Source organism: Paenibacillus sp. MAH-35, from assembly GCF_058135425.1.
The window spans coordinates 1-20,257 of record NZ_JBYUPU010000067.1; the positions used below are offsets into that span (position 1 = coordinate 1).

12 protein-coding genes and 1 pseudogene are annotated in these 20,257 nt (G+C 56.6%); 10 read left to right on the top strand and 3 right to left on the bottom strand.

All coding sequences use genetic code 11. The features are described from left to right. Positions 1-304 precede the first annotated feature (304 nt). The 8 genes and pseudogenes from AC3Y2E_RS33215 to AC3Y2E_RS33250 all read left to right on the top strand — a co-directional run bounded on the left by AC3Y2E_RS33215 (position 305) and on the right by AC3Y2E_RS33250 (position 13,629). The gene (locus AC3Y2E_RS33215; protein WP_379217513.1) at positions 305-1,111 is read left to right on the top strand and encodes a GNAT family N-acetyltransferase; all 807 of its coding nucleotides are present in this window, start codon (positions 305-307) and stop codon (positions 1,109-1,111) included. Between the two features lie 45 nt (positions 1,112-1,156). Further along, positions 1,157-1,678: a phage tail protein gene (locus tag AC3Y2E_RS33220; protein WP_379217514.1), complete on the top strand. Its 522-nt coding sequence runs from the start codon at positions 1,157-1,159 to the stop codon at positions 1,676-1,678. Between the two features lie 15 nt (positions 1,679-1,693). Then, positions 1,694-2,221: a phage tail protein gene (locus AC3Y2E_RS33225; protein ID WP_379217515.1), complete on the top strand. Its 528-nt coding sequence runs from the start codon at positions 1,694-1,696 to the stop codon at positions 2,219-2,221. Between the two features lie 14 nt (positions 2,222-2,235). Next, positions 2,236-2,412 (top strand): annotated as a pseudogene (locus AC3Y2E_RS33230) (phage tail protein); the annotation flags it as partial. A 12-nt stretch (positions 2,413-2,424) separates the two neighbouring features. Further along, complete coding sequence (locus tag AC3Y2E_RS33235; protein ID WP_379217526.1) at positions 2,425-2,763, top strand: phage tail protein; 339 nt, start codon at positions 2,425-2,427, stop codon at positions 2,761-2,763. Between the two features lie 35 nt (positions 2,764-2,798). Continuing rightward, complete coding sequence (locus AC3Y2E_RS33240; protein WP_379217516.1) at positions 2,799-8,792, top strand: S-layer homology domain-containing protein; 5,994 nt, start codon at positions 2,799-2,801, stop codon at positions 8,790-8,792. A 685-nt stretch (positions 8,793-9,477) separates the two neighbouring features. After that, complete coding sequence (htpG, locus tag AC3Y2E_RS33245) at positions 9,478-11,367, top strand: molecular chaperone HtpG (protein ID WP_379217517.1); 1,890 nt, start codon at positions 9,478-9,480, stop codon at positions 11,365-11,367. 969 nt (positions 11,368-12,336) lie between these two features. Continuing rightward, positions 12,337-13,629, top strand: a complete 1,293-nt coding sequence (locus AC3Y2E_RS33250) for an ABC transporter substrate-binding protein (protein WP_190931556.1) — start codon at positions 12,337-12,339, stop codon at positions 13,627-13,629. Between the two features lie 99 nt (positions 13,630-13,728). Here AC3Y2E_RS33250 and AC3Y2E_RS33255 read toward each other — a convergent pair whose 3' ends face one another. Next, positions 13,729-14,547, bottom strand: coding sequence for a helix-turn-helix domain-containing protein (locus tag AC3Y2E_RS33255; RefSeq protein ID WP_379217518.1), 819 nt, complete (start codon positions 14,545-14,547; stop codon positions 13,729-13,731). 89 nt (positions 14,548-14,636) lie between these two features. On the opposite strand from AC3Y2E_RS33255, the gene AC3Y2E_RS33260 reads away from it, so the two are divergent. Together AC3Y2E_RS33260 and AC3Y2E_RS33265 are read left to right on the top strand one after the other, a co-directional pair. Further along, positions 14,637-16,778, top strand: coding sequence for a family 20 glycosylhydrolase (locus tag AC3Y2E_RS33260; RefSeq protein WP_379217519.1), 2,142 nt, complete (start codon positions 14,637-14,639; stop codon positions 16,776-16,778). 203 nt (positions 16,779-16,981) lie between these two features. Further along, complete coding sequence (locus AC3Y2E_RS33265; protein WP_379217520.1) at positions 16,982-17,266, top strand: hypothetical protein; 285 nt, start codon at positions 16,982-16,984, stop codon at positions 17,264-17,266. 812 nt (positions 17,267-18,078) lie between these two features. Here the strand turns inward: AC3Y2E_RS33265 and AC3Y2E_RS33270 are convergent. Both AC3Y2E_RS33270 and AC3Y2E_RS33275 read right to left on the bottom strand, forming a co-directional pair. Further along, on the bottom strand, positions 18,079-18,933 hold the full coding sequence (locus AC3Y2E_RS33270) for a WYL domain-containing protein (RefSeq protein WP_379217521.1): 855 nt from the start codon (positions 18,931-18,933) through the stop codon (positions 18,079-18,081). Further along, positions 18,908-20,230, bottom strand: coding sequence for a helix-turn-helix transcriptional regulator (locus tag AC3Y2E_RS33275; protein WP_379217522.1), 1,323 nt, complete (start codon positions 20,228-20,230; stop codon positions 18,908-18,910). Before AC3Y2E_RS33275 ends, AC3Y2E_RS33270 begins: the two co-directional genes overlap by 26 nt. Positions 20,231-20,257 lie beyond the last annotated feature (27 nt).

Below are 20,257 nucleotides of genomic sequence, written 5' to 3' on the forward strand. Positions count from 1 at the left end.
AATGTAATATAAAGGACGGTAGAAGCGATAAAAAAACCATACCATGAAATCTACTTTAATGGAATACCTGATTCCGATAAATCCGGCAGTAATGCTGGAACAGATTCATCAACTGAATCTGGACAAATACGTGAAGAAGCTCGATTGTATAACAGCTAGACTTTTCATCTTTGCGCCGTTCCAAGAAAGAAGCTAGTATTGCCGCCGATGAACCTTTAGAATGTGGAGTAAGTTGTCTTTCAGTTGTCTGTCAAATTTCGCACTTCATAGTCTAAGAGATCGCTGCCAGGGAGGTAATTCGTAGATGCGGCTTGATGCTGCCGATCCGGAGGATGAGCTTTTTCTGTATGAACTGTTCGCGGAGCCGCGTCGCCGGGAATTGTCGGGATCCGGCTGCCAAACGGCTACGGTTGAATCGCTGCTGCACATGCAATATCGCGCACGGGAAGCAACGTATTTGGCTGTTTATCCCGATTCGGCTTTTTCGGTTGTGCGGGAGCATGGCAGGCCGGTGGGTGCGGTGCGGGTGAATATTGGACCGAGCGAGATTACCCTTATCGATATTGCAGTTCAATCCGAAGAGCGGAATCGGGGCCTTGGAAGCGAGGTCATTTTCCGGCTGCTAGAGGAGGCGCAAGCAGACCGGAAGCCTGTATTGCTGCGAGTGGATAACGGCAATGAAGCCGCGCAGCGGTTGTATAAGCGGCATGGATTCGCCTGCTTGAAGGCCGGCGAGGTGTACACCGAAATGAGATGGGAACCGGAGCAGGCTGTAGACCAGTCGCCGGAATCTGTAAAGAAGGAAGTGAAGGGAACAGTGGAATCGACTCTGGATCAGTATAAATCGGCTGCAGGCACTGTATTCCGGGTGGGGGGTGTCGATCCGGCTCTTGAGCTGAAGCTGCTTGAAGTTGAAGACCGGGGCCGATCCTCCGGTTATGAGTCGTTTACCCTGCTGTTCAAGGGGCCGCTGCAGCCCTTCATTCAACAGCAGACGCTTGTGCTGCATCATCCGGATCTGGAAGCTTCGGCGGTTTTTGTCGTTCCTCACGGACGGGACCCTGACGGTTACCGGTATGAGGCTGCGTTTAACCGATTGATTCGGGATTAGTCTAACTTTAACTTAGAGGAGACTGGGAAAAGGAGGAGATCCGATATGGCTCAGCCTTATGTTGGAGAGATTCGCATGTTTGCGGGGAACTTCGCCCCTGCCGGGTGGATGTTTTGCGAAGGGCAGGTGCTGAGCGTCGCTGAGCATGACGTTTTATTTAATCTAATCGGAACGACTTATGGGGGAGACGGGCAAGAGACTTTCCAATTGCCTGATATGCGGGGCCGGATACCGATACACCAAGGGGCTAGCGTCACCGGCACCACCTATCCGTTGGCAATGACCGGCGGCGTAGAAAGCATAACTTTAACGACAGGACAAATTCCGCAGCACAGCCATCCGATCGGGGTGCGGCTGGAGCAGGGGGATACGAGTAATCCCGATCAGGCCGCTTTGGCATTGTCGACGCTGTCGCCCTATACGGCTGCGGGGGCGGAGGTTTCGGGTTCGATGCATGCAGGAGCGGTAACTGCCGCGGGGAGCAGTCAGCCCCACAACAATATGATGCCGTATCTGTGCGTCCATTTTATTATTTCACTGTTCGGGATATACCCGTCACAGACGTGAGGAGGAGACACCACGATGGCAGAGCCTTTTTTGGCCGAAATCCGGCTGTTTTCATTCGCATTCCCTCCGAAAGGCTGGGCGCTCTGCAATGGACAATTTCTGCCGATTAATCAGAACCAGGCCTTGTTCAGTCTGCTTGGCACGACATATGGAGGGGACGGACAAACGACGTTTGCGCTGCCCGACTTGAGAGGCCGGGTGCCGGGCCATTCCGGAAACGGAATTGTGCTTGGCCAGCGGGGAGGCGAAGAGAACCATATGTTAACGATGTCGGAAATGCCTGGACATCAGCATCTTCTGCGGGCGTCCTCTTTGCCGGCTTCCTCCCGGTCGCCGCAAGAAGCGCAGGGCATAGGTCAAGTATGGGCTGCTCCGGGCGTCAGCGCTTATCATACATGGGGGCCGCAATCCGGTGCCGTTGCCGCAACGAGCCCGCAGACGACTTCGGTTGCGGGCGGAACTTCCGCGCATAGCAATATGCAGCCTTATCTGACTCTATCTTTTTGTATGGCGATACAAGGCATTTTTCCTTCGCCAAACTAGTTAGGAGGAATAGTATGGCAGATCCGTTTCTAGCTGAGATCCGAATAATAGGAACTAATTTTGCGCCCAAGGGATGGGCATTCTGCGACGGGCAATTGCTCCCGCTTTCGCAAAATACGGCGCTGTTTTCTTTACTCGGGACGACATATGGAGGGGATGGTAAGTCAACCTTTGCCCTGCCGGATTTGCGCGGGCGAGTTCCGATGCATCCGGGACAAGGACCCGGGCTGAGCGATCACTCACTGGGCGAAGCTTCTGGCGAGGCGGCGGTGACTTTGCTCGTGTCCGAGCTGCCGTCACATGGCCATGAGCTGCGACATGGCGAGGCGCCGGTACCGCAAAGCGATCCGACCGGTGCTCTGCCAGCGGCGACTCTCGGCCGTCGCGGCGGTTTCTTATACGGGCCGGGACCCGGTAATGTGACGATGCATCCGCAAGCTATGGCGCCTGTCGGAGGCGGAATGCCGCACAATAACATGCAGCCGTTTCTGGCTTTAAACTTTATCATAGCGCTGCAGGGCGTGTTCCCGCCACGGTCATAGGGAGATTCGGGTACCGGAGGGAGGAGAAGGGATGCATGGACAAGAGAACGAATGTTCCGTTTGAGAGCGGGAAGAGAGTGAGAGAGCGGTACGCTCGACTTGCCCGGATCGGACAGACGTTATGCGGCACTGGACTGCTGGCGGCTATTGCGCTGTGGACGCCGGAAGCGGCAGAGGCGGCGACGTTTACACCCGGCTCCGTGGCGCAGCTGCGAGCCGATGTGAATACAAGTAACACCACCCCCGGCATCGACACGATCCAGCTCGCTGCGATCGACTACGACTTGGGCGGGCAGCCGCTGGAGCTGACGGACGGTGTCATTCTGGTCGGCTCAGAAGAAGCCGGGGGGAAGAGGTCGAAGCTGATCGGAGGCGGCAACCGGGTACTCCTTATCAATGAGAGCATGTCGTCCTCATTCCCTGATGTGGAGATCAAGTCGCTTACGATCACCGGCGGTCAGACGCCTGCCGGAGATCTTTATGGCGGGGCCGGCATATTGGCCGATACGGGGACGTCCTCTTTATCGCTGTATGATGTTGTAATTGAGGACAATGAGACTGCTTCAAACGGCAGCTCAGGCGGGGGATTGTACGTGTCGGGTCTGGCCGGCGGCAAGCTGAAGCTCGATCGGGTGACCGTCAAGGGCAACACAGCGGCTGAACACGGCGGCGGCCTGTATCTGGATGGTGATCTTGGTCTGGAGATCGTACGCTCGACGTTCGAGAGCAACATAGCCGGGGCGGGAGCCGGAGGCGGAATCGCCTTCTTGCCAGCCTTGGGGACAGGCGCTGTTGAAGTGTCGGACAGTGCCTTTATCGGCAACCGGGCGAACGGTCTTCGCGCGGGCGCACCGAGTAATTTCGGGATCGGCGGCGCAATGGCGCTGCAAATCCCGAATACGACAGTTACAAACAGCACCTTCAGCGGGAATTATGCCCGGGACGGCGGAGGCGGGATCAATGCGGGAGCCGGCGGCTCACCTGTGCTGAAGCATGTCACGATCACGAACAATGAGAGCGTGACTAAGCCCGGAGGCGGGCTGCTGATTGCAGCTGGCGCCCCGAAGCTGCTCAGCTCCATCGTGGCGGACAACCGGGCGATATCCTTTTCGGACCGCGCAGATATCGGGATCGGAAGCGGAAGTGTCACTCCGCTAGACCCGGCTTTCAGTAAGAATAACGTACTTCGCAAGGCAGCCGGAGCGATGAGCGGTGCTCCAGGCGACGGGGGCAATCAGATTGTTCCGGACGGGACGAGCGCTGGGCTGCTTCCGCTAGCCGATAACGGCGGATTTACGAAAACTCATGCTTTGGCGCCGAACAGTCCGGCCCGAAGCGGCGGCGGCGCGTCGGATGCCGAGTACGACCAGCGGGGATTCCCTCGGTTATTGGCTTCGGCGTCGGCGGCAGGGGCTTACGAAGGGCAGCGGGCTTCGATCCGGTATGGGGAGGTTTACACCGGGACCTTCGATTTCCGCGATGCGGCGGCGACGGTCTCGGAGCCGCAGCAAGTAACCGTTCCCTCTGGTCTTGTACAGAGCTTCGAATTCACCCCGAGCGGGGTGGCGAAACATACGCTGAAGGTGACCACGGCGGCCGATAAGGCTGGGGACGCCAGCTACGTATTTACCGTATCCCGCATGGTCGGCGGGCAGATGCTTACGCTATCCGGTTCGATGGAGTTGCAGGTCCGGGCCGTTCCCGATCTGATCGTGGATGTGAGCCATACGGGCAGCTTTTATCAGGGGCAGACTGACGCCGTATATACGATTACGGTTACCAATAGCGGCCTGGCGCCGACTAGCGCTCCGATTAACCTGAGCGATACGCTGCCGGCTGAACTGACGGCTACGGCGATGTCAGGCGCGGGTTGGGTATGCGTCCCTGCTGCACAGACGTGTAGCCATGCCGGTCCGCTTGCACCAGGGGCATCGTCCAGCGTCACACTGACGGTCAGCGTAGCGGATAACGCTCCCGGTGAGCTGATCAACCGCGCAGCCGTATCAGGCGGCGGCGAGGAGACGGGCTTTGAGGGCAATAATTCGGATGAAGACCGGACGGTCGTGCTGCCGGTGCCGCGCGTGCAGGCCGTATCCGTTCCGCCGGCAAATCTATACAAGGCCGGCGATGAGCTTGCTTTAACAGTCCGCTATGATCGCATCGTCGATGTGGGAGAAAGCGGCGGTAAGCCGGGACTGGGACTGACGATCGGAGCGGCGAACAAGATGGCCGTTTATAGCGGAGGTTCAGGTTCGACGGACCTGACGTTCATCTACGCGATTGAGAACGGATTAACCGATCTCGACGGGATCGCAGTCGATACGGCGCTTTCGCTGAACGGTGCGACGATGACAAGCCGGGAGGGCGCTCCTGCCAAGCTGTCCCTCTCTAATATAGGGCTTACTTCAGAAGTGCTGATCGATTCAGTAATTCCGGACATAGTCGGAGTCGGTTTGCCTGCAAACGGTACGTACCGGGAAGGGCAAGAGCTGCTGTTCGAGGTACAGTTCGGCGAAGCTGTGAAAGTGACGGGGACACCGGCGCTGCCGATTGAGGTCGGTGCGGGAACGGTACTTGCTCCGTATATGTCCGGCTCCGATACGAACAAGCTGTTGTTCCGGTATGTGGTTGAAGCAGGGAGCGATTCCGCAGGGATACGGCTCGGGGCGATCCGCCCGGAAGGCGGAACGATACGGGATGCGGCCGGCAACGACGCGAATCTGGCGATCCCAAGCGGCATGGATTCGTCCGGCATCCGCATCGATACGATGGCCCCAAGCCTGACTGCGCTTATACCTCCTGCATCCGGTACTTACGTATTGGGGAATGAACTGGTATTCCGTTTTACGGTCAGCGAGCCTGTAACGATTGATGTATCCAACGGAGAGCCTTCACTGGCGATTGTAATCGGTGCGGCTTCGCGGATCGCGACGTTCCATAGCGGCTTGTCGAGCCCGACTGAGCTCGTATTCCGTTACACAGTAGCGGATGGCGACAATGATGCGGATGGGATAGAAGTTGGACAGACGCTTCTGATCGGAAATGCCGGAATAGTCGATGCAATTGGAAATGCGCTCGAACTGGCGCTTCCTGCCGCCAACTTGACCGGTGTACGCGTGAATGCCGTCGCCGCTGCAGTTAACGGTGTATTGCCGCCTGCGCCTGGCGCTTATCGCGCAGGGCAATCGCTGATATTTACGGTAAGTTACAACGAACCGGTAATCGTCGACACAGCAGGGGGGACGCCGTCACTAGCTCTGACGATAAACGGACGTACCGAGCGGGCCCTCTTCACGGCGGGCGGAACGCCGACGGCAGACAAGTTGACTTTCGTATATCCGATTGTTAGCGGAGTTAACGATTCCGACGGTATTCAGGTTGCCGGGACGATCGATCTGCAAGGAGGGGCGATCCGTGCCGCAACCGGCAATGCGGCATCACTTGCGCTTCCTGCAGTCGACGGGACGGGGGTTACGATCGATACGATCGCTCCGGACGCGCCTCTGTTCATTACCGCGAGTGGAACGGTATTCCCATCCAGTTCGCCGGTAATTTCAGGTACGGCCGAGCCGGGCAGCACGATCACGGTGCAGATTGCCACTTATGCTCCGGTAACATCGGCCGTCGGACCGGATGGGAAATGGTCGGCTGCCTTCTCTGGGGTGTCTGACGGAACTTTCCCTGTAAACGCTAAGTCCATCGATCGAGCTGGGAATGAAAGCCTGACATCGACCCTTTCGATCACCGTCGATTCCGTCGTGCCTAATAAACCGGTATTGAACGTAAGCGAGCCGAACTGGACTTCTTCGGATGTTACGGTGGAAGCCATCGGCGCAGCGGGCAACGTGCTGGAGATTCAAGTCGGCCTAACCGGACCATGGACCCCTTACGGCTCACCCGTTACGGTTGCCGCCGAAGGCATCACGACCGTGTCGGCCCGTCAGACGAGTCCGGCCGGCAATACGAGCGAGATTGCATCGGCGGATGTAAAGATCGACAAAACGTCTCCGGTCATCTTGCTGCTCGGTTCGCCGGAGATGACCTTGTACTTGAATAGTCCGTTCCAGGATCCGGGTACGACGGTTACCGACAATATCGATTCCGGGCTGACGGCTACCGTCACCGGCAATGTGTATGCCGGTCAGACAGGCACTTATATGCTTCGATATCATGCCATCGACTCGGCCGGCAACGCCGCCAGTGAAGTAAGCCGGACCGTTCATGTCGTGCCGGCTCCGGTAGGGCTTCGCTGGGATCCGTCTTCCTATACGATTCGGCATAGGGGGAACGGGCAGGCCGCGGTTAAGCTCAAGTTGAGTGACGGTACCGAGTTTAACGTTACCGCCGGTTCGGTCATCACGTACAGCATACCGGGAATCGCGGAGCTGCGTCCTGACGGGACGCTGAGCGGGCTGCAGCCGGGCACGACGGTAATGCATGCCGTATACGGCGGCCAATCCGCAGATGCTGCGGTATTTGTGGAACGGGTGCTTGAACGTATCGAGTTCGGAGCGGCCTCCTATTCGCTGGAAGCCGGGCAAAGCGGGCAACTGACTGTACGCGCGGTCTATTCGGACGGAGGGTCTGTGGATGTGACTCCTAATGTCTCGCTTCGCATCGATAATCCGAATGTCGCGACGATTACGGGACAGACGCTGAGAGGCGTTACGGCCGGCCGGACTGCCCTGACGGCGGAATGGTCGGGGCAATCCGCCACGATTCAGGTGACGGTTACGGAGCCGGACGATGGGGGCGGGGATGATGGCGGCACCGATCCAGGTACGCCAAGCAATCCGGTTCATCCTACCCCGGGGAATGGTACCGATAACGGCTCTGACAACGACCCGGATAACAAGACGTTCGTTCTGGAGATAATGGTCGATGGAATTCCGAGTATCATGAACATCCGTCCTGATGAGATTGCAGATGATCGACTTATTCTTGATCGGAGTGACGGCAAGGCGGTAACGCTTGATCTGCCTCTTCCACTGGTGAATCAGCTGCTTGGCAAGAGCGAGAAGCTACAGCTTGAGCTGAATACCGCCTCCGGATCCATCCGGGTACCGCTCGGTGAGTTGCTCCGTCAGGCTAAGGCGGAGTCCGAAGGCAGCAGCGGCCTGCGCGCCTTGTCGGTCGGAATAGCGCCGGCGAATGAGACGGAGGCGGGTAGCGTCCGCGAGGCGTTGTCCCGAATCGGAGTCCCGGCCTACTCGTCCTATCCGGTCCGATTCGCGATCGGAATGGAGCTGGAGAGCGGCCATACCCTAGATCTTTCCAGATTCCAACCGTACGTGACTCGTACGATTCCTGCAGGAGCAGACAAGCCTGCAAGCGGCGCAGCCGGGTTCCGTTGGAACGCATCGACGGGAGAGGTTCGCTTCGTGCCTACGACGTTCCGCTCGGGGCAAGGCCGGGAATGGATTGCGGAGCTGAACGATCGTTCGACCGGCGTGTACTTCACGCTCGAACATCCCGTATCGTTCCCTGATGTGGCTGCTCACTGGGCACGGAAGGAGATCGAGCTGCTCGCTTCGATGCGAGTTGTGCAAGGGCGGGGCGCTGGGTTCGATCCGAATGGATCGATTACGAGAGCCGAGCTCGCAGCGCTGCTGACGCGAGTGCTTGGACTAGAGGCGTCGGCGTCGGAAATATCCGCTTTCCGCGATGTTACGGGCGGCTGGTATATGGAGCCGGTAGCAGCGGCATCAGCTGCCGGCCTCGTAACCGGTTATGAGGACGGGTCCTTCCGTCCGAATGCGCAAGTGACCCGTCAGGAAATCGCCGTCATGCTGCTTCGCGCGCTTCGATTGATCGGAGCTCCGCTGGCGGCCGGTACGGATGGAACAACGTTTGCCGATCAGGCGGACATTCCGGACTGGGCAGCCGAAGCAGTCAGTCAGGCAGCAGGCCTCGAAATTACCGAAGGCGACGAGACGGGCAGCTTCCGCCCGGCCGATCCGGCTTCGCGAGCCGAAGCGTCTGTAATGCTGCTACGCTTTATGAGACATGCGAGCTTATCTCCATGGTGAGTAAGAATCGGGAGTAATAAACTCGGCGCTCTCCTAAAAGGGTTGATTTTAGAGAGCAGGACTCTAAAAGTGCGAGTTCAAAAAGTCCGGTTTTCAGCACCGAGATGGGATGAAGCTAGGAAGTGAGGAGCGGAGCGTAGTGGGAACTTTTGTGAGCACCGGAAGTTCCGGCTGAATTCCATATTCGATGTCGAGTAAGCATCCTGATCCGCTTCGTGATCAAAAGTGGACTTTTTGAACAACATCCAAAGGACCTCGAATCCACCTCGTAGAAGGGGGCGAGGTCCTTTTTTTGGAATCAAAAACCATGTTGGTCTGGACAACTCCTTTGTGCAGGGATGAGCAAATGGCGACAAGTACGTATTCTTAAACACTGACAAGGGTTCAAGAAATGCCTGAAAAAGTAAGAAATACTCCCCGAATTTGGTGCAGTTATAAGCAAATCTCAGTAAAGTCCTGCTTGTGAGATCTGGGGCTGATTGTGTAGCGCAGGCTTCCAAAAACAAATAATTAACCATTTGCAGCGGTTGCTATTGACAGATCCGTCTGTTTTATATACTAATAATAGTAGTAGCAGTCTAGTTACTTGAGTGCCAAAACGATTGGACCGCCTTTCTTCACGGGTGACGAATACGACATCGCGGTTTTGGCGCGGCTATTTTCACTATTGGAAGGAGACTTATTCGTGGCTAAGAAACAGTTTCAGGCGGAATCGAAACGATTGCTGGAAATGATGATCAACTCGATCTACACGCAGCGGGAAATTTTCTTAAGGGAGCTAATCTCCAACGCCAGCGACGCCATCGACAAAATGTATTACAAGGCGTTAATGGACGACCAGCTTGTGTTCAACAAAGACGATTATTACATCAAAGTCACCGCAGATAAAGAGAACCGGACCTTGACGATCTCCGATACGGGTATCGGGATGACCAAGGAGGAGCTTGAAAATAACTTGGGGATCATCGCGAAGAGCGGCTCCCTGGCGTTCAAAAAAGAAAACGAGCTGAAGGACGGCCACAACATTATCGGCCAGTTCGGGGTCGGCTTTTACTCCGCGTTTATGGTAGCCGATGTCGTTACCGTAATCAGCAAAGCGCACGGCAGCGGGGAAGCGTTCAAGTGGGAATCCGAGGGTGCGGACGGCTACACGATCGAGTCGTGCGGGAAAGATTCGGCAGGGACCGAGATTATTCTCAAAATCAAGCCGAACACCGAGGACGACCAGTACGACGAGTATTTGGAGGAATACCGCTTAAAGGCGATTATCAAAAAGTATTCCGACTTTATCCGCTACCCGATCAAAATGGATGTCAAAGGACAGCGGCCGAAAGAAGGCGCCGACGAAAACGACAACGAGCTTGAGGAGTATGTCGAAGAGCAGACGATCAACAGCATGGTTCCGATCTGGCGCAGAAACAAAAGCGAGCTGACGGCGGACGATTACGAGAAGTTTTACAACGAGAAACGGTACGGCTTCGACAAGCCGCTGAAGCATATCCACATTAGCGCCGACGGCGCGGTCGTGTACAACGCGATTTTGTTCATTCCGGAAAATACGCCTTTCGATTACTATACGAAGGAATACGAGAAGGGACTCGAACTGTACTCCAACGGCGTGCTGATCATGAACAAGTGCGCGGACCTGCTCCCGGACTATTTCAGCTTCGTCAAAGGGATGGTCGATTCGGAGGACCTGTCGCTGAACATCTCGCGCGAGATGCTGCAGCATGACCGTCAGCTCAGCCTGATCGCCAAAAACATCAAAAACAAAATCAAAAGCCAGCTGCAAAGCATGCTGAAGGACGAGCGGGACAACTACGAGAAGTTCTACAAGGCGTTCGGCCGCCAGCTCAAATACGGCGTATACAGCGACTACGGCATGAACAAGGATCTGCTGCAGGATCTGCTCATGTTCCACTCCTCCAAGGAGAAAAAGCTGGTCACTCTGGACGAGTACGTCTCGAGAATGCCGGAAGACCAGAAGTATATTTACTACGCCTCGGGCGAGTCGATCGAGCGGATCGAGAAGCTGCCGCAAGCCGAGCTGGTCACGGATAAAGGCTACGAGCTGTTGTACTTCACGGACGATATCGACGAGTTCGCGATCAAGATGCTGATGAACTACAAGGAGAAGGAGTTCAAATCGGTATCGAGCGGCGATCTCGGCATCGAGCCGGACGAGAAGGACAAGGAGTCGGATGAGGAGCAGAGCGAGAACAAGGACATTTTCGAGCATATGCAAACCGTGCTCGCCGGCAAAGTGAAGCAGGTCCGGGCGTCCAAACGGTTGAAAACCCACCCGGTCTGCCTGACCGCCGAGGGCGAGCTGACGATCGAGATGGAGAAAATCCTGAAGGCGATGCCGAACGGCCAGGACGTCAAGGCGGACAAGGTGCTCGAAATCAACGTCAACCATGAGGTGTTCCGGTCGCTGAAGGACGCGTTCTCCGGCGATAAGGCGAAGCTCGATCTGTACACGAACCTGCTGTACAACCAGGCTCTGCTGATCGAAGGATTGCCGGTGGAAGACCCGGTGGAATTTACGAATAATATTTGCAAAGTCATGGTGTAATCGGATCGCCGTGACGGCGCAAGCCGAAGGGAACCCCGTCTGGCATGATGCCGGGCGGGGTTTTTGTAGTTGACTCGGAATGATGTGTAAGTCGGCTTATTGTGCCGGCAAGTGTTGCGGTCGTTCATCGTGATCGTGATCGCGGTCGCTCGGCCCTTGGCCCTGCTTAAAGGGGGGGGACCGGATAAGAGCGGTTTGCACCCTTTATTTGGCCCGAAACCCGTTTGGGTAGGGAAATAAGAGCCATTGGGGACTCCTAAAATCGGCGAAAAGGGTGCAGACCCCGCCAGCGGGTCGAAATAAGAGGTGTGAACCGCCTTTATTCGTCTCGTTTTTTCTATTAGGTTGAAAATAAAGGGTGCAAGAGAGGCTGTCGATTCCATGTGGACAACCAAGTGGAAAGGGAAAAGATTACCTTCTGGCGAGTTTTGTCTGGAATCCCCTACCTTACCATCCTTATTCAATCAAGGGATTCCGGACAACCTGTTTGAGCAGAAGAAGGTAACTTTTCACTTGGAACGGCCTACTAACACTTCTACACAATGAATCGACAGTCTCGCAAGAAGCTCTTATTGTGCGATAGATTCGGGAAGGTCTCAGTTTCCAGAGGAAGCTCGCGATGCCCAGTAAGACCACTGCCAGGATTAAGGCTGAGAGAATCCGGATTTTTTTCAAATGATCACCATCTTCTTGGTCACGATAGAACCAGTATAGCATGAGATGCGGGAGTGCATGTGCTGATCGTGATAGAGAATAGAGCGGACACCGGCCACCCTTGCAAAGGGAGGGCTTATTTGTCGTGCCGGCCAAGCAGGCAGGCGATCGAGGCTCGTCCGAACCGATCTTTTCCCGGTGAAATGAAGTGCATAAAAGGTGAAGGGATTGTCCATAGGAACGGTCCGGGTTATCGATTACGATGAATGCGAGCGCTCTCAAGAATATCCATATCGAACAAGGAGGGGTTACCCGGTGGTTACAAAAAAAACGCTGCTGCTGTCGATGCTCGGGCTTGTCCTGGTTACAGGCTGTGCAGGTCAAAGCGAGAACCCGGGAGGTACGGCCGGCAATCCGAAAGAGCCGGAGAAAGCGGAGCCGGTGACGATTACAGCGGCAGTTGACGGTGCGTACAACGAAGTATTCGATACGCTGCTCACCCGGCACGTGAAGGAGAAATACCCGCATATTACGCTGAGCCTGATGCGGCCTGCGGAAGGAAATACGCTGGATAATCTGATCATCGCCGGCACGATCCCGGACATCATCTTCACCTTTAACGGCAACCTGAGCTCGTACCGCACCAAAGGTTTGTTATACGACATGACGGGCGTGATCCAAGAGAACAATTTCAACCTGGACCGTTTTGAAACGAATTATATCGACGATGTCAAAATTGCTTCAACGAACGGCGAACTGTTCGCTTTGCCCTACGAAACGACGTTTCACGCCCTGTATTACAACAAAACGATATTTAATAAGTTCGGGGTCGATTATCCGAAGGACGGGATGACGTGGGACCAGACGGTCGAGCTCGGCAAACGGGTCACCCGGTACGAAAGCGGGACGCAATATCGCGGATTGGACCCGGGAGCGGGGATTATATGGATCTCGCAGCCGCTGTCGCTGGCCGCCGTCGACTATAAGACGGACAAGGCGTCGATTAACAACGAGGGGTGGAAAAAGATTTTTGAACTGGTGAATGCGATGTATTCGATTCCTGGCAATAAACCGGTTGGAAACGTGCTGAACGAGTTTACGAAGGACAAGACGCTTGCCATGGTCGGGCATTTGAATATTTTTTCCGCTTTGCAGCCGGCGGAGAAGGAAGGGCTGGAGTGGGATGTCGTGCAGTATCCGAGCTTTCCCGAGAAGCCGAACATTTACGGCAATTCCAGCGTGTACGTCGGCACGATCACGCAGGCGAGCAAGCATAAGAAAGCGGCGCTGCAAGTGCTTGATGTATTGACCTCGCAGGAGTTCCAGACTGTACGGGCCAAGTCGGGCAGCATAACCACCTTAAAAAGCGAGGAGGTCAAAAAGTCGTTTGGCGCCGACATGCCGTTTCTGCAAGGCAAAAATGTAGCGGGCATATTCAAAAGCAAGCCGGTGTCGTACCCCGTCGCTTCCCAGTATCGCCCCAAAGCCGAAAATATCGCAAAAGCGAAATTTACGGAATATACGGAAGGCACGATTGACGTTAATACCGCGCTGGCCCGCGCCGAAGAAGAAATCAATAAAATGATCGAGGCGGAAAAACAGAAATAGAGTAGAAGGAGTGCACCCCGGTCAGCCTGACGGCGCCCGCCTTCTGCAAGCGGATGCCGCCGCCGATCGGCAGGGGCCGAACCGAGTCCGAACCGGATGTTATACAAAATGAGCCTTCCGGTATTGCGAGGGACTTACGTTCATTTTCTTGGAGAAGATCCGGCTGAGGTACAAACCGTTCTCGTACCCGCATTGCAGAGCGATCTGCTCCAGCGTCAGCTTCGTCTCCGCTAGCAGAGTGCGGGCACGGCTTAGCCGGAGCGAGGTGACGTAGTCGGAAGGGGTCACTCCGTATGCCGCCTTGAAGCGGCGGGTGAATTGGACGGCGCTCAGACCGAGCTCTCCCGAGATGCTTTTCATGTTGACGGGCGAGGCGCTGGATTCCCGTAGCAGGCTTTCCGCTTGGCGCATTAGCGTATCGATCGGCTGCCTGATCTTGTCTTGGGCGGCCGAGCTGGTCTCCCAGGCATACAGCTGCCACAAATCCTGGAGCAGGAAATTTCGGCGGTAGACGCTGGCCGGATCTTTCTGCTTGATTACTTTTTTCAAATATTCGTTGGACGAGAACAGCCGCTGCGTATCCTGCAAGGCGCATTTTCCGACCGCATGGGGCGTCAGCTCGTGCTCGCTCTCGATTTTGCGCCCGCCTTCCGCATACCAGTCGAAATACACGGCGAGAAACGTAAGCGGACGGATCACTGCCCGCTCCATCAGCACATCGGGAGGGCAGAGCACGAGATCGCCGAACGTCGCCGTTCCCCGGTGGCTGCCGATCTCATATCGGAATTCGCCGCTTTCGGGAATAAACAGCGTCCAGGTCTCGTTCGGTTCCCGGTCGTATACGAATTGTTCCTTGCTGCACCATCTGACGATGATATGGACATACGGGGATAGCTCCCCAATCGGATAGGGCTTCATCGGCCGCATCTCCCGGCATCAGTGTTGTACTCGAATTATAAATGAAAAACGGGCGATTATCGATCCCCCATGGAAAGGAAGAATGTATCGTGAACGAAAGCAGCGTTCCTATCCTCATACCGGCACCCAAAAAGATGAGGTACGAAGGAAAGCAGGTGCTCGACAGCAGCTGGCAAGTGAAGGTGGAAGTGACGGTCGAAGCGGGATCACAGCCGGCGGCAGTTACGTTAACGGCTGTGCGCCAGTTGGCTGCTTGGCTGGAGAGGCATTGGGGCGGAACGGTAAAGGTGAACATGCAAGAGTCGCAGAGGGACGAAAGTGTGAGCGAAGGTGCCGCTTATCGGGTGCGGCTGGTGGAGAGAGGCGCAGAGGCGGAGCGGTATACGTTTCTGTCGGATGCGAATGAATTGCGGATCGAAGGAGCGCCGCAAGGGCTGCTGTATGGCGTCCAGACGCTGCTTCAGCTGCTTCAGCCCGGGACGACCCGCGACCTGCTGAGCATGCCTCTCACCGACATTGAAGACGAGCCGGATCTGGCCATCCGGGGCATATTCGCCGAAAGCTTCTGGGGCTCTGATCTGATGGAGCTGGACGACTGGAAGGCGATGGTCGACGAGATGGTATCCTTCAAGCTGAACACGCTCGGGATCGGGATATACGGCTGCTGGCCCAGACGGTACCCGGCGGAAGGCAACAGCAGCTCCGAGTTTCTGTTCGTGCCGGTGCTGGACGATCCGGAGCTGGTGGAGGAGCGGAGCATCCGTTATTGGAATCCCGCGACGGGGCAAGCGGAGACGAAGACGTACCGGCCGGCTTTGTACGAGCAGGACGGCCTGAGCCGGCTTATCGCGTATGCGGTCGAACGGGGCGTCCGGGTCATTCCGCAATTTAACGGTCCCGGCCATTCGCGGCTGCTGCCGAGACTGTACCCGGCGATCTCGTCGGTGGACGGGCAGGGCCAAGCGACGGGCACCGGCTACTCGCTGACCCATCCGGAGACGTTCCCGATGCTGAAACGGATGATGAAACGGGTGATCGATCGTTACATGAAGCCGTTCGGCCAGACGTGGTTCCATATCGGCATGGACGAAATCACCGGCTGGTGTGCCGAAGATTTGAAGAAACATTCTCCTCGCCAGCTGCTGGAGCTTTATTTGACGGAAATCGGTCGGTTTCTTGTCGATAACGGGATGGAGAAAATTATTATTTGGCACGACATGGCCGACAGTTTAACCGGTTTTGACGAAGCGTTCGAAACGCTGCTGGAACGGAGCGACCTGGCCGGCAAGGTGGTCATTCATTGGTGGAACTATACGATGCCGGTGCTTCCCGTCCGATCGGTTCGCGGGGCGGCAGGCTGGATGGCGCCGAGCACAGGGTATTTGGCGGGCATGTTCTATCAGGATTATGTGGAAAATATCGAGAACCGGCTGAACGAGGGAGCGGAGCATTCCTTCGAGGGAGCGATGGCCTATGCACTCTATTCGCCGACATTTCGCCGGAATACGGCCTTCTTGGCGGAGAAAAGCTGGAATACGCGCAAACGAAGCGCCTCCGAGTTCGAGCGTTTATACGCGGGCTGGATCGTAGACGGCCAAGAAGCGGAGCAGTGGGCTAGAGGGTTTCAGGAAATGCGGAAAATGTTCCAGTACAACCCGACGTTTGTCCTGCTGCTGGAGATCGGCGTGTTTTCCGGCAACGGGGATGCTTCGCGCCCGTACCCCTCCAGAATCATACAAGGCGTGCTCGCTTCCGACGGGATTCATAAAGCGTACCGAATTACCCGGGCGCTCGCTCAACATACGCTGCTGCTCTTTGAGCGGGGAAATCCGGTTTCCGGCCGGGAATACGACCTGCTCGTCAACCGGTTCGAATGCCGCAGAGTGATCGGACTGATCGACGCGCTGCTCGGACTTGCCGATGCGGTTCAGGCCGGGCAGCGATTGGCGGGGAGACCGGTCACAGACAGAAGCCGGCTGGCCGAAATCGGCGGGAAGCTGGAGCGGCATCTGGACGAGTTGGACGCCCTTCTTGCCGAGATGCAAACGGTGCTGCCTCCCTACATGGCGTATGTCGCAGGCAGAGAATACATGTTCCTTCGTCAGGCGATGCGGGTGCAAGCGGACGAGCTGGCGCTTCTTGCGCGGGACGAGGCGATTGGGAGCGGCGAAGCCTTGATTCCCGTCCCTGTCTCGTTGAGAGGCCGGGGGACGGCAGGGATGGCCCTCTAGGGGCCGGTGTCAACCGATAGGCTCTAGTGTAAGCATATATAGCCATACGCCTCCGGCTTGTAGAGTTTGGAGCACGGCCAAGCTTTGAAGCGCAACCAAACCTAGTATGGAGGAGTATAACGTATACATGATGGTAGGAACGAGGAAAGGGTGGGTGGATGAAAAAGTTGGACGGTCTCTAGCTTCCCGTTAGGAGGTTAGAGATGAGCCGAAGTTTTAAAAAGTCACCCGTTATGACGGACCATGTTACGCCCGGAACACGCTGGGCCAAGCGCCAGGCCGCGAAAGCGGTGCGCCGGTACGCGGGCTGTCTGACGAACGGGAAATCGTACCGGAAAGTGTTCAATCCGTGGAACATTTGTGATTACCGGTTTTACCAGACAAAGCGGCAGGCCGTAGAAAAGTGGGAAAGGTGCACACGGCTTCAAGCGAGATATACCAAGGATAGAATCCTTCGAAATTGGGAGAAGTTTTACAGAAGAAAATAACGGAGAAGCGCCGGCATGGGAAGTGTCGGCGTTTTTTTGTTTGGTCAGTCGTCGTGATGGCAGCCGTCTGGATGACTCGTCTTGTGACTTGGGCTCGCTGGTTACTACTCGGACCGCCGAATTGAGCCGCTCGCCCACGGTCACAGTTCAGCGCCGTCGGAGCGCCTTCAGCCCGCCAGTTGCTGCTTCGCACCAACGGCCCGTCTCTCGCCCTAGCGGCTGTTTCGAGCCGCCAAAGCGCCGTTCGTCCACCAGTCACCGCGTAGCTCCCCCGGCCGGGCTTCCGTCCGCCAGATGCTGCATCGCTCCAAGGTACCGTCTCTCGCCCGTCTGCGGCTGCTTCGAGCCGCCAGAGCGACGCTCGTCCGGCGCAGTGTGATTCGCTGCCTGGCTGCTAGACCGTATGGACTTAGCGGAAGAACGACTTCCGTTATTTGGGGAGGAAGCCGTTTGGGAGGGCAATAGCGGAAGTTTTTGTTCCGCTATTGCTTGCTCGTAAGGCCGAATGAGCCAAATCGGCGGAAATAACGGAAATGAAAGTTCCGCTAACACCGATTTGACGAGCGTGGAGCGAGAATAACGGAAGTCATTCTTCCGGTAGCATGGGTGGCCTCTGGCTGAAGGAGCACCGCCGCCGCACCTCACGCCATTTTGGTGCATCGCGCCGAATTTCGATAACCATTGGGTGGCTTCCAGTTAAAGGAACGCCTCCCTCCCGCCAGTCGCTGCTACATACCGCCGTAGCTCCCCTCTGCGTCCGCCACGCCAGCCGCTGAGCTGGCCTCATCGGCCCCGCCAGAGGGCCAGAGGGTTTACCCCTCCGGCGCTTCCGAGGCAGCCGCAGCTTCCTCCCGTCCCTCCGCGTCCGGGACGATGCCGTATCGGGCCAGGGCCTTGGTCGCGGATTCGTGCATCCGCTTCTGCAAGTAAACCCCCTGCACGACCCGGACACGCTTGCCGAGGAAACGGAGCTTGGAGAGCAAATATTCGCTCTCGTCGCCGAGAAAACAGACCCGAATCCGGTAGAGGCCGGCCGCCGGATCGTATTCGACATCCTTCTCGAAGCAGGAGAAGGCGTACAGGATGCGGGACAGCTCGCGGTTGTACGCGGGTACGACTTCGATGAGGGCATCCGTCTTGCGGGAGTCGAGCATCCGGGCGATCTGTCCGCGAATCCTCTCGGCCTCGTCCGGCGAGATGGCGATATCCGAGACCGAGACGATTTTTTGCAGCCGGGTGCTCATCAAGGCGCGGTGCCTCAGATGGTACCAGAGCAGGTACCATTCTTTTTTGACCATCGAATATTCCAGCTTGAACGGCATCCCCGTCTGGCCGGATACGATCTGTCCTCCCTTGGTCGAGTACGTTAGGTGCACCCCCAATGAACGCTGCAAGCACCGGCGCAGCGGACGAAGCATCGGATGATACAGCTGCTTGTCGGCGCTGCGCGCTTTCTCGGTTACATATACGGCGGTTTCGATGGAGGGCTCGCGCTCGAGGATGGAGCGCAGCTTCTCCAACGTGCCCGGGGAGAACGCATCGGCGGCGGAAGGGTGCCGGAGCATCGTCTTCAGCCATTGCCGCTCGTGCGAGGTCACCATGAACGTCCCCGAGTCGTCCAGCCGTGACAAGAGGCGGTAATTAAATATTTTCTCGAACGGGTTCATAACGGGCTTGCAGCTCCTTCCATTCCTCGATCATCTCCCGGCGCAGCCCGGCGGGCTCCAGCACTTCGCAGCTCGATCCGAAGCTGCGAAGCCACGGCCGGATCTCGATCGTGCCGTTCACAGTAATCTCGAAGTCGAAGCGGTCGTCGGTTTCCTCCGTAATCCGGCCCCATTGTCCTTGCAGCAGCACCCGTTCCTTGACGAAGTTCGGCTCTCCGGGTCCGGGGTTATAGAAGCGTGCGCGCACGTTGACCGGACGGCCGGTATCGATGAGCCAGCTGAACCGCGTGCGCTCCTCCAGCTCCCGAAGCTTATCGGCAAATTCAGTCTCGGCAACCGCCGCGTCTTCTTCGATCTGAGTCATACCTTCCATCCGGTATTTCCGGATGCCCTCCCGGCCAGATGCGAGCATATACCAGCGCCCGTACTGATGATCGTACACCACCTTCAGCGGAAGCGCGGTTTCCAGCCTGCCGCTGGATTCCCGTTCGAACAGCGGATTTGTATTTTTGGAGGCGTAGCTTTTGTCGGCTTTCGGGGAGAAATACAGAAAGCGTACCTTGCGGCGGCTGCGGATCGCCTGAATCAGCGGGAACAGGTGAGCTTCGTCCAATATTCTTGAATAATAATGGTATTTGTATAGAAACGGCTCCACGGCCGGCTTGTCGGTGGCGCCGCGCTGAAAATGCTTCTTCAGCCCGTCCCGCAGCATATAGCCTTGAACCGACGGCACCTGCGTATGGGTCATCACATCGACGAAGTCGTACAGATCGTACAGCTCCTCCTCGGATAATTGCATAATAAATTCGTTATCCAGCCGGTACCGGTACGGACGCGGACCCGCTTCCTTGCGGATGACGCCGACTTCCTCCAAATATTTCAGATCGGAGCGAACGGTCTTCTCATCCGGCAGAGCGGAGCTGGCAGGCAGCTGGCCGCAGAGCAGATCGAGCAGTTCCATCGCGGTGAACGGCCGGTTGTTTAAGGCGGCGAGCAGCATCGAGATCCGCTCGCTTTCGGACTCTTTCAGCGATTTGGCGCGGAACAGGAACAGCAGCATCGGATCGGCGCAGTCATAGTAGCTGTAGCGGACCGCTTCGGAGAGCTCCTTGCCTTGCTCCTCCGGCAATTGCCCGTGCACGGTGCCGACAATTTCCTTGAGGCGCTTGATCGTTTTATCGAAAGTATGTACGGATATGCCAAGTCGCTCGGCAAATTGCTGCCGGCTGTACGCACCGCTCGTCAAGGCGAGCAAACGCAGAAACTGGACTTCCTTGTCGAAGCTTTCTCGGGCCATCAGCGATCCCTCCTCGGTTGGCGGCGA